The organism is Hahella sp. NBU794, from assembly GCF_050749805.1.
GTDB lineage: Bacteria > Pseudomonadota > Gammaproteobacteria > Pseudomonadales > Oleiphilaceae > Hahella.
The window spans coordinates 3,750,170-3,761,136 of record NZ_CP192738.1 but is presented as its reverse complement, the minus strand read 5'-3'; the positions used below and the strand labels follow the sequence as shown (position 1 = coordinate 3,761,136).

Below are 10,967 nucleotides of genomic sequence, written 5' to 3'. Positions count from 1 at the left end.
CCCGCAGTGATCTTCCAATGGAACCATGGGGCTGGTGGATGTATCTTCAGGAATCAGAATAGGTAAAACACGGATGCGGGTTATACAAATGTTAGGCATCAAGGATCGTAAGTGGAAATAATCAAGAATATTGAGTCGGGCGAATTTGGTATAGAAGGCGAAGTCTACTTTCGCTGCTTCGATAAGTATATTGCGCTATCCGTAGAAGGTGAAAATATCGAATTTGCGCAAATGTGTGCGGAATACCTAAATGAGCTAACCGATGAAGTCATAAGTTCTTTATGCGAGGCCTCTATCAGGTATTGCAATGGCTTTCTTGAAGCAATTGGTGAGCCGATAAAGACCTTTGAAAAACCTACAGAAGTTCTTAGCTTGATTTATCCGAGCGTATTGTTGGTTCCAAGTCCAGAAAATGAGCGCGAGCCAGTAATTCACATGGAGCTAAATTGTGAGTGGGAGCCAGAGCATGGTATGGAATGGGTTGTTCGAGGTAATAAGGTGCTCTACGTCGGCGCCTTCAATGGTGAAGATCCTTGGTCCGATTTTTGTCAAAAGAAAGCCTGGAACTATGCCTAACTAAGGCAAGCTCAATCACCCAGTGCAAAAAAACACATCGGGAGCGAGGTGCCTGCTTATAAATTTGCTGACCTTCTCGGTATTGAGCATTACCAATGGCTGGCGGGGCATGATATACCTCGGCATGGCGAAGAAATTGTAAGAAGTAATCCTGGAGCTGAGTTGGTTGGCTAGTTCGCCTCTAACACTCAGCAGTAAGTGACCGCTGTGCTTGGCGTTATACACCTTGAGAGTTATGAGCAATTACATAAGAATTGAACGAATCCCGTATGAAGAACCTTACCATGTGCAGCTTGTTTGGAACGTATCCAATAGTAGTGTTTCAACGTGCTTCGAATATTATGACAAAGCGGATTCATTAGAAGAAATTGCTGGCGGGTTAGAAAATTTTCCCCGGCATAGCAGTGATGTTTTCTTATATGAAATTGGCTCTGAGAAGCCCGAAGATAATTTTGCGTACTATTTCAGGCTTAGAGCTTTTACTACTGATTCACGTGGTAGCTCGGCGCTTCAAATTCGATTTAGCAACAACAGAGATTTACCATGCCGAGGAATAGTCGAATTCTGTATCGAAGCAGAACCAGCAGCTATAAATAGGCTCGGCAAGCTCTTTCGAGAATTTTCACATCTAAATCAAGAATACATGGCTTGGTCAGATACTGAATCATTTATAGGCAGAAAATACGAATATATATAGCAAAGCCAAGGGCAATTGCCCGTGCGAAAAGCGCATGGGCTGAACCTCGCTGACGCTCCGTCTGTATTGACCTAAACAAGGCCGCTCTGTAACAAATGCAGCGCCAGGGTGGATAGTTTCTGAATAGATGGCTTCTGAATGGATAGCTTCTAAATAGATAATCATCGGGGGCGGCAGGTACTGCTCTTCCTGCATGCCCCCGACGAAACAACCCCTAATTACGGATTCAACAACCCAGGCCAGGTGGAGCTGTTCACCGGCTTGGGATAGCCGTCGTCTACTTTGTCTTGGCTGATGCTGTAGCGCAGGTAGCGTTGGCCGGTCAGGAAGATGTAGCCGCGGCTGTCGCTCCATTTTACGGCGGCGGTGATTTCTTGGGCGTAGCTGCCCAGTCCCGGCCAGGTGCTGTCGTTGATCGGTTTGGGGTAGCCGTTGTCCACGGCGTCGCTGTTGATGTCGTAACGAATGTAATCGCCGTTGCTCAGGAAGAAGTACACTTTCTGATTGTGCCAGCGCAGGGCGGCTTCTATCTGGTCTTTGTAGGGCTCCAGGCCGGGCCAGGTGGCGTTGTTGATGGGCTTGGGGTAACCGCTTCTTACCTTGTCGCCGATGTTGTCGTAATTGATGTATTGACCGTTTTTGAGGAAGTAGTAGCTGGTTCCGGCGTCTTTCTGAAAGCTGGCGGTGATCAAATCCCGATATGCTTCCATGCCCGGCCAGTTCTGGTTATTAATGGCTTTGGGATAGCCGCCGTCTGACTTGTCCAGCACCTTGTCATAACGTACATACTGTTGATCATTACGGAAGAAATAGGCCTTGAAGGCGTCTTTGCTCAATGCGGCGTCAATCTGGAAATTATTCAGGCGCAGCGCCAATGGCGTACTGTTGATCTCCACCACATAGTCCATGACGCCGGCGGCGGTCATATCTGGATCAGACCAGCCGCGATCCATGGAATAAACCTGATCCACTAACTCGCCGTTACGGTAGATATTCGCCGGTTTCTGCTCATCGGTATACCAGGTGAAACGCTGGGTGGTGGAGCCGTCCTCCATCAGTTTGCGCACCCCCAGATCGCCAATCAACGGCAAGCCGTCCAGGCGCCAGGAAGCGTCAATGGTCACGCCAAGATGACGTAACACGGTGGGAGCGATAGAGGCTTGCGACGGATAGCCGTAGAGCGAATTGAACTGCGTGTTGGGAATGTCCGTCACCTGTTGCGAGAACTCCGCGTTCATCGGCTGATTGGACCCGATAAAGATGGTTTTTTCCGGCTCAGTCTGATTGCCATGGCCGCAACCCACAATCGGCATGCGACCGTGGTCCGTGGTCACTAACACCAGCCAGTTATCGGCGTTCTGATTTTGCAGGCTGGCCACTTTATCCAGAAGCTGTCCCAGGCGGCGGTCAGAGTCCTGCACGGCTTTATCGTAGGCGCTGCCGAAGCAACTGGCGTGTCCTGCATGATCGGGATCGTCCAGATGCAGGAACACAAAGTCAGCAGGCGTCTGGGAGAGGGTTTGCAGCGCGCGATTGACCACTTCTTCATCATTCACGCCGCTGACCACCTCATCAATATTGGCGACTTCATTGGCGAAGAAATTGGTGTTGATGGGCGCCCAGTTGGCGATGCTGGCCACATAGGCGTCAGGCTTGGCGTCCTTGACCCGTTTGAATAAGCCTGGAAACTCAGGATTGGCCAGGCCCGCGTCATTGGAATTGACCCCGTGCTTGGACAGCCACACTCCGGTCAATATGGTCGCCCAACCCGGCCCGCTGATCGTTGGCTGCTCCGACGCGGCGCCCTGAATACCGCCAGTGTAGGCCTTGGTGATGTTGAGCCGGTCAAAGTTGGGCGTGTTCAAGCGTTGAACCTGCTCCAGTTGCAGACCGTCAATCCCGATCAAGAGAACTTTATTATCCGCCACAGCCAAAGACGTCATCGCCAACAGGCCAACGCCCGCCGCGCAACTCTTCCAGTTAAGCATAATCTCTCCTAGTTTTTGGGTTTATCTGGTATATACCAGCCAAAAAAGAATAGCTGCGATTGGTGACAGTGGGGTTAACGTAATGTGTACTTTATTCGGTTTTAGGAACTGGGTTCGATTCTGGGCGCTGAGTTCATTTATTGACTCAGGCGACAGACGATAGGGGCGTGCCTGTATAAGCGCCCGGCAAATGTCTAGAATTCCCCTTTCTTGAATGGTTTCCACCAAGGAATAAAACATAATGCCGAAAGCGTTAGAACCGCTGTACTGCAGTGATGCGTGCAAGAGCAAAATGCGGGTGAGGTCGTTCAGCGCCTGTCCTGTTTGCAAGCAGATATGGGATGCGCAGCAGCCGGAAGGTAGCCGTCATTATCGAAATAATGCGTGGAAGATGTGTGAGGCCTGTTCCCTGGCGAATCACTGTTGCGTGGTCTGTGGCGCTAAAATAGATCGTTGAGTTCTCTTGTTTAAAAAGTGCTAATGAGAGCCGACCCAAAACGGCGGGAGCAGTTAGCTTCGCCAACCCGCCACTTTCACGCATAACCCTTTGGCCAGCAGTTGTGCGCTGGGGGCGCCAGTCGCTGAGCCGCCGGGCTTTTCGATGGAAACGAGCAAATGTTCCGCGCTTTGAATTAACTCCCATTCCCGCTGTGACAGATTTCTTTGCGTTTGCCCCTTCAGTTCAATGGTTCCCAAACTGCTGACGGTATTGTCATCCCTTGAAACGGCCCACAGTTGTAGCGTCGCATTCTGGGCGATGACGGGCTTTTCCACGATGTTCAGGGACAACTGGCGAGCCGCTTTGTCGACGGTCACCACCATGACCGCCTGTTCGTCCGCATTCTCCATCACCGCGACATAGTTAACGCTGGGCGCAAGCGTCGCCAGTTCGGGACTGATCTGTTCGGAACCGGACAGAGCAGGGTAGAGCGCGATGCACAGCGCCAAAGACAGAGCGGCGGCGGAGAGGTATTTGTAGAAGCTCAGTTTGCGTAATAGCTTCTCCATCAACTGACTGGGCGCATCGTTGATACTGGCGGATATGGCTTTCCAGGTCGCCGTTTTGGGCGCTACTGGCGCCGTCTTCTCATGCAGCGGCTGAAACTTTTCTTCCCACTGACGCACCCGTTTGGCGACGGTCTCGTCTTGGCGCATGATGGCTTCGAAGCGTTTGCGCGCTTTGCCTCGCAGTGCGCCGATGACGTAGTTTGACGCCAGACGGTCCAGAAGCTCTGGATTTTTGTATCTTAATGGCCGAGGCATTGCGCTAACCTCCCAAGACCCCGCTTCAGCCAGACTTTGACGGTATTAACGGGCTTTTCAATGTGCACGGCGATGTCTTCGCGGCTGTAGCCGTAGTAATAAGCCATGAGGATGGCGTTGCGGTTCAACACATCCAGCGATCTCAGGCAGCGGTGGATGCGGCATTTTTCGTTTGAGTTCAGCACGTCGCGCAGGGGAGAGTCGACGAGGTTCTGCTCAAGCAGTTGCTCGATCTCATCATGGCGCTCCCGGCGCGTCTGCTCCCGGTTTTCCGCTTTCAGCTTATCCAGGGCGCGATAGCGCACTAGCGACGTCATCCAGGTCATGGGTTCGCTAAGGCTGCGGCGATATTCGTCCGCCTTATGCCAGATCTGCAAAAAAGCTTCCTGCAGAACATCATTTGCTAAATCCGTGTCTCGTAAAATTATCATGGCTACTCCATTGAGCTTCGGCGCGACGCGTTTATAAAGCTGCTCCAGCGCCTTTTGATCTTTAAGCGCAATACGCGCCAACAGATTTTCCAGTTCGTCCGGGTCGAAAGTGTTTTCCATGGCACTAAAAAACTCGCCCCGACCCATGCGGAATGCGGGGCGTCCTTATTGTTGAGTCACTTGGACGACGTGATCAGGTGAGTCTGAATGCAGCGCAAGTTGAAGTGCGCTCAGATAAAAACGTCGCCATCTCCATTAGAAAAACGAGCGGCCCTCATCCATCTACGACACCCAGAGAGAAAAAGTTACAGCGGTGGAAAACTTTTTCGTCCGTATATTTCTGGGAGCGGTTTTTTATTCTGCGACTCTCTGCGGGCGTTCATGTCACGCCGGCGCAGAGAGGAGAAGAGGGCGCTTAAAAAGGCGGTTACGGTTGCGCGACGTACCACACATTGCCGACGCCGTGGCCAGTGGCGTCACCCTGTTGACGGTCGCCCACCCACAGGTACAACGGCTGATTCTTGTAAGCCCATTGATAAGTCCCGTCGTTGCGGGCGATCACCGTAAACTCGCCCCAGGTTTTGGCGTTCTGTTGCGCCAGGAACGGAGGCCAGCTGTCTGCGCAGGCGTCATAACAAACGGAAGCCCCGTTGCTGTCTTTCGTGAAGGTGTACAGCGTCATGCCCTGGGCGTTCGCGAACACTTGGCCGACAGAGGTGGAGACTTTGGTGACGACGCGATTGGCGCTGTCGTTAGCGGCCGTTTTGACATAGTCGCCCTGGTTGCTGGCGCTTGTGTAGGCGGCGCTGCTATAGGTTTTCTTTGCATAGTCGTCATCGCAATAACGATCCGCTTTTCCTTCAGCATGCGCGGCGGAAGTGAAACCAGTGAAAGCAACCATCAAGGCGGTCAGTGCGGCGAAGTTCTTCATGAGAATGTCCTTTTAATCTGTAAGTTGAATGGCGTTGTTGTGATCTCATTGATTAAGACGACGCCGACGCGGTGTTTGGATGCAAAATACTTTTTATTTCTCTAATTATTTTTTGGGGTGGGGGGGATGAAGAGAGCGCGTTTGACGATGCGTCGCCATAGACGCTCAGAATTAAGCTAAGGCGTAGAACGGATTCGCCCCGCCTTCCAAGGAAAGCAGGGCGGCTCCTGAATCACAGCCTGAAAGATTATTGAATCATCTGCGCGATGTGCTCAGGCAACTCAGACAGCAGAGCGAGTCTGGGGGGCGTGGTCGTCAGGTCCAATACTTCTATATTGTCGGTGGCTGAGCCGTCGGTGGTTACTTTGGGGGCGCACACCAGATACTCGACATTCTTCGCGCTGATGGCGATGCGCAAGCCGTCATCGTCGGTGCGTACGCCGGCTTCAAAGTCTTCCGCGACGCCGCGCAAGGTGAATCGCACAATGTGGTCGAGATTCAACAGTTCCAGCTCCTCTGCATGTTCGCTTTTATCGACGACGGTGCAGAATCCCGGTGAGGTGGATACTTTGACCACGGGTTGATTGTTCTGGTCCAGAAAGATGCCGTCGAAATCCTGACTGCCTTCGCGTCCGGGCGGGCTCACGTTAAAGAACGGGGCGCCTTCTGTGGCGCCGTTGTTGTCCCGTTGCTCGCCAATGACGCCCAATACCAGGACATCCACGCCATCGCCGCCATCGAAGAAGTCGCTGCCGTCCCCTGGCGTCCAGATGAAGAGGTCGTCGCCGCCATTGCCGAAGGCTCTGTCGCGGTTGTCGGCGCCTTTGTTGTCGCCGTCGACGCTGGAATTGAAGTCTTCTGTACCGCCGATAAGAATGTCGTCACCCGAGGCGCCGAGCATGACATCCACACCCAATCCGCCTATCAGAATCGAGTCAACGCCGTCTTCCGCCTGCAGGACGTCCCCTGCGCGCTGGCTCTGGTTAGAGGAGCCACCCGGTCCGCCGGGATTGAACGACAACAGTGCGGAACTCTTGGTGTTCAGGTCCGTCCCCTGGATAACCGTGAAGTTCTTCTGATTGATATCGCCGCCGTTCTGGCCGTCGTTGTTGTCGGGTCCTTTGGAGCCGTCGCCAGAGCTGGAACAGCCGGCCGCAGTCATCATGATAGACAAAATGATCGCGCTGCTCAGCGCATGCTTTGAGTGGTTCATATTGTATTCCTTGGTCGATTCTCGGTTCAGTGGAAGTAACGCGTTTAACGTAAGCTGGCTGGAGCTGTGGCGGCCGTGGGCGGCAAGTCGTCCAGCGTGACTCTGACGGGAGGAGACTGGGAGATGTCATAGACTTCTATTTCGTCGCCGGACCGCGAAGGGCACACAACAAACTCTGTGTTTTTCAAATGAACCGAGATTCTCAAGCCTGTATCCAGCGTATCTGGATCGATATTGGGATCGGCTGCGATGGCCTCGTCGAAGTTATTGGCGGGGCCTGTCAGGATAAACTGAACCAGATGATCGAGGTTCAGTTCGCTCATGCCCTCAGTGGACTTGTCCAGAATTCGGCAAAAGCCGGGAGTTTGTTCAATCCTCAGTTCTGGAAGGCCTACGCTGGGGTTGATAAAAATGCCGTCGAAATCCTGGCTTCCTGGCGTACCGGGAGGACTAACGTTAAAGAAAGGGGCCAAATCCATATTGCCGTCATTATCCTGGGACTCGCCAATCAGGCCGATAACCAGAATGTCCTGGCCTTCGCCGCCGTCGAAGAAGTCATTACCATCCCCAGGCGTCCAGACGAAAATGTCATTGCCCTTGCCGCCGAAGGCGCGGTCGCGGTTAAAGCTGTTGAAGTCCTCGGTGCCGCCGATGATGATGTCATCGCCGTCATTGCCGAAGAGCACATCAATACCCAGACCGCCGATCAGAATGTCGTTACCGTCCGTGCCGTAAATCTGATCGCCAAATTGCAGGCTTTGGTCGCCGCCGCCATTGGAGCCGCGGTTGGCGGAATAGAGTTGGTTGATGGCCTCGTTTGCGCCTTTGATGGAATTGAGGTCGTTGCCAATGACGATGTCCGCCCGCGCATTCAGCGCTCCTCCCAGTAGGGAGAGGGAAACGGCGGTCGCCAAACATGTTTTCGACAGGTTCATACATTTATCCTTTAGTGTTGTTTAAATCGTGCTGTTTAAATCAAGATCATCGATTGATGTCGGGTGTTGACGGCCGTCATCACCTTTACGACACCGAAGGAAAAAAAGTTACAGCTGGGAAAGTGTTTTCTTGGACGCGCGGTTCCGATTAGGTTCGCTTAAGCGTCCGTCGGTTAAGTTGGGTCTAAGCGCTGGCGGCTACTTCAACGCCAGCGCGAGCGAGGAGAGAAGGGCGTAGCTTGCGTCCAGTCTCTGTTGTTTGCGTCCTATCTTTATGGCTTAGCGGCGAACCACACATCGCCAACGCCATGGCCAGTTGCGTCGCCTTGCTTGCGATCGCCCACCCACAGATACAGCGGCTGGTTTTTGTACGCCCACTGATACGTGCCGTCTTTGCGAGCGGCTACGCTGAACTCGCCCCATGTTTTCGCGTCCTGTTTCGCCAAAAATGGAGGCCAGCTATCCGCGCAGCCGTCGTAGCAGGCGGAAACGCCGTTGCTGTCTTTAGTGAAGGTGTACAGCGTCATGCCCTGAGCATTCGCGAATACTTCGCCAACCGATGTAGAAACTTTGGTGACCACGGTGGTGGGCGCGCTGGCGACGGTGGACGTTTTGACAAAGCCGCCGGTATTCCCGTAGCCATCGCCATAACCATTAGAAGCGCCGTAGTTATAGGAACCCGCGCTGGCGGAGGTTTTAACGTTGTAACCTGGTTTGTCGTTATCGCAGTAATCACCCCGATCCGCTTGCCCTTCAGCATTAGCGATAGAAGTGAAACCAGCGGCGATCAGAAGAGCGGTCAGTGCGGCGAACTTTTTCATGGGTCTGTCCTTTTAAAATTGTATGTATGTGGTCGGGCCTGAAGACCCTGTATTTCGATCTCGTAGATAAAGACGACGCCGCGTTGGGATTTGGATGCAAGAAAGTTAAAAAAATTTTTAGACGCCGTTTTTTTACGTCTTTCCGGCCCGTGTTTAGCTTCAATCTCGGGATAGATACAAAGGCGTCGCCGGGTATAGAAATAGATCTGTCGGCCAGTATGTAACTGCGCGCGCCATCGCTAATCTGTCAGCAATGATTTCGATAAATCTGCAATAACGATGGATGGAAAGGAGCGTTCAAATGAGCACGCAAAGAGACGTTTTCTCGCAGTGGTTAATGGAACTTAACAACCAGTGGGGGCTGACCTGCCTGGCGTTGGATGCAAGCAATCAATGTCACCTGCTATTGGATGATCATGAACTGTCTTTCGGCCTGAGCAATGACGAGCAGGAGCTGTCGCTATGGTCGCCCGTGGCGTCCGCCGAGTCGTTCCTGGGGAATGCAGAACGGCTGACCGAGCTTTTGGTTATGAACTGTAATGACCACTCCCTGGCTGGCTCAACTTTCGCCATGGATAGCGGCCGAACCCGTCTTTTGTTATGTTTCCGTGTCCCAATCAAAGGGCTTGACGCTCACTCTCTAGGTAATGTCCTGCGGAACTTTGGCGAGACCATCAGTTATGCTGAAGGGGCGCTGTTGGCGTTAGCGAATCGGGGAGTAGGGAGCAGCGAGTCTGCAGGCAGTTTTCCCTATCTCAGAGCCTAGGGCCGCAAGCCCTTCGACAGACATGCGCGCAGCCGGTTATCCTCTTCAGGGCGTTACCCGACAATACTGCTTGTATAAGCCTCCGTGAACCAGACTCTCTAAAACTTAATGGACTAAATACACGGATAGCTGTATAAAAACACAGTGAAAATAATACTAACGAGGAACTGGTTATGTATCGAAAAACGGCGTCAATTAGTGAGCATCAATAAGCATGGGAACAGCCATCAAAGACGTATTTAATCTGACGCTAGTGAGCGAGATTGCTGCGGAGCTACACCGCGCCCATACTCCGTTTGATGCAACAGCCTTTGTCGCGCATTCAATGGACGGTTTGGACAAGTTGGAGCTCACCGGCCGGGCCGCACATATTGCGGAGGCCCTGCACAAGTATCTGCCTAAGCCATTTTCTGAAGCGGCGGCAGTCATCGAAGCGGCGCTTGGCCCGGAGTTACCCGCAACCGGTGAAATTGGTCTAATTCAGCTTCGCTACATGCCGCATCTTGCTTTTGTCCAGAAATATGGCCTTGATGATTACGAGGCATCCATTCGGGTACAGGAGGAGCTGACCAAAAGGTTTACCGCCGAATTCAGCATCCGCGCCTTTCTGGTGAAGTATCCTGAGCGCACCTATGCCCAGATGCTTGCATGGACAGGCCACGAAAACGCACACTTGCGCCGACTTGCTTCTGAGGGCGTCCGCCCGCGTCTGCCATGGGCGCCGCGCTTACACGCTTATCAGCAAGACCCGCGTCCTGTCCTGGACATACTGGAGCGGTTAAAAGACGATCCCATATTTTATGTGCGCCGCTCCGTAGCGAACAATTTGAACGACATTGCTAAAGACCATCCCGCGCTGACCATTGAGACCTGCCGGCGCTGGGCTGTAGATGCATCTGAAGGCCGCACCTGGATTATTCGCCATGCTCTGCGTTCATTGGTCAAGGCCGGTAATAAGGACGCAATCTGCATTCTGGGCGGAACCAAGAATCCTTCGGTGAACATAGACGACATATCCATCACGCCTCAGCGCGTCTCGCTGGGGGAGGCCGTGCGTCTGTCTTTTGAAATGAAAAGCACCGCAACCGAGGCGCAGCGCTTACTGATTGATTATGCCGTGCACTTTGTAAAAGCTAACGGCGGAACCCGGCCAAAGGTCTTCAAACTGCGTACTCTTACCTTGCAACCGAACGAAAAAACCACCCTCAACGCCATAGTGTCTTTCGCGGAATTGAAGACACGCCGCCATTACCCTGGGCGTCACCGCATCGATGTCCTTATTAATGGCGAGTCCTATCCGCTTGGTGATTTCGAGCTGACTCTGTGAGGTGGGAAGCTACTGGCAG

General features: G+C 52.8%; 11 protein-coding genes. 4 read left to right on the top strand and 7 right to left on the bottom strand.

Going from position 1 to position 10,967, the window contains the following annotated elements:
- Positions 1 to 111: 111 nt before the first annotated feature.
- Both ACQYWX_RS16670 and ACQYWX_RS16665 read left to right on the top strand, forming a co-directional pair.
- Complete coding sequence (locus ACQYWX_RS16670; RefSeq protein ID WP_431685619.1) at positions 112 to 576, top strand: DUF6985 domain-containing protein; 465 nt, start codon at positions 112 to 114, stop codon at positions 574 to 576.
- Between the two features lie 235 nt (positions 577 to 811).
- On the top strand, positions 812 to 1,273 hold the full coding sequence (locus tag ACQYWX_RS16665; protein ID WP_431685618.1) for a hypothetical protein: 462 nt from the start codon (positions 812 to 814) through the stop codon (positions 1,271 to 1,273).
- Between the two features lie 218 nt (positions 1,274 to 1,491).
- Here ACQYWX_RS16665 and ACQYWX_RS16660 read toward each other — a convergent pair whose 3' ends face one another.
- From ACQYWX_RS16660 to ACQYWX_RS16630, 7 genes are all read right to left on the bottom strand, one after another.
- Positions 1,492 to 3,261: a hemopexin repeat-containing protein gene (locus tag ACQYWX_RS16660; RefSeq protein WP_431685617.1), complete on the bottom strand. Its 1,770-nt coding sequence runs from the start codon at positions 3,259 to 3,261 to the stop codon at positions 1,492 to 1,494.
- Between the two features lie 510 nt (positions 3,262 to 3,771).
- On the bottom strand, positions 3,772 to 4,524 hold the full coding sequence (locus ACQYWX_RS16655) for an anti-sigma factor (protein ID WP_431685616.1): 753 nt from the start codon (positions 4,522 to 4,524) through the stop codon (positions 3,772 to 3,774).
- Positions 4,509 to 5,075, bottom strand: a complete 567-nt coding sequence (locus ACQYWX_RS16650; RefSeq protein ID WP_279504677.1) for a sigma-70 family RNA polymerase sigma factor — start codon at positions 5,073 to 5,075, stop codon at positions 4,509 to 4,511. The genes ACQYWX_RS16655 and ACQYWX_RS16650 overlap by 16 nt, the downstream gene beginning before the upstream one ends.
- Positions 5,076 to 5,382: 307 nt before the next feature.
- A complete protein-coding gene (locus ACQYWX_RS16645; RefSeq protein WP_431685615.1) occupies positions 5,383 to 5,886 on the bottom strand; it encodes a COG4315 family predicted lipoprotein in 504 nt (167 codons plus the stop codon).
- A 247-nt stretch (positions 5,887 to 6,133) separates the two neighbouring features.
- A complete protein-coding gene (locus ACQYWX_RS16640; RefSeq protein WP_431685614.1) occupies positions 6,134 to 7,099 on the bottom strand; it encodes a hypothetical protein in 966 nt (321 codons plus the stop codon).
- A gap of 44 nt (positions 7,100 to 7,143) precedes the next feature.
- Positions 7,144 to 8,034: a calcium-binding protein gene (locus ACQYWX_RS16635; RefSeq protein WP_431685613.1), complete on the bottom strand. Its 891-nt coding sequence runs from the start codon at positions 8,032 to 8,034 to the stop codon at positions 7,144 to 7,146.
- A gap of 272 nt (positions 8,035 to 8,306) precedes the next feature.
- Positions 8,307 to 8,855: a COG4315 family predicted lipoprotein gene (locus ACQYWX_RS16630; protein WP_431685612.1), complete on the bottom strand. Its 549-nt coding sequence runs from the start codon at positions 8,853 to 8,855 to the stop codon at positions 8,307 to 8,309.
- A gap of 301 nt (positions 8,856 to 9,156) precedes the next feature.
- Here ACQYWX_RS16630 and ACQYWX_RS16625 point away from each other — a divergent pair, with 301 nt between their 5' ends.
- Positions 9,157 to 9,621: a CesT family type III secretion system chaperone gene (locus ACQYWX_RS16625; protein WP_431685611.1), complete on the top strand. Its 465-nt coding sequence runs from the start codon at positions 9,157 to 9,159 to the stop codon at positions 9,619 to 9,621.
- Positions 9,622 to 9,835: 214 nt separating this feature from the next.
- Positions 9,836 to 10,948, top strand: a complete 1,113-nt coding sequence (locus ACQYWX_RS16620; RefSeq protein ID WP_431685610.1) for a DNA alkylation repair protein — start codon at positions 9,836 to 9,838, stop codon at positions 10,946 to 10,948.
- The last annotated feature ends 19 nt before the right edge of the window (positions 10,949 to 10,967 follow it).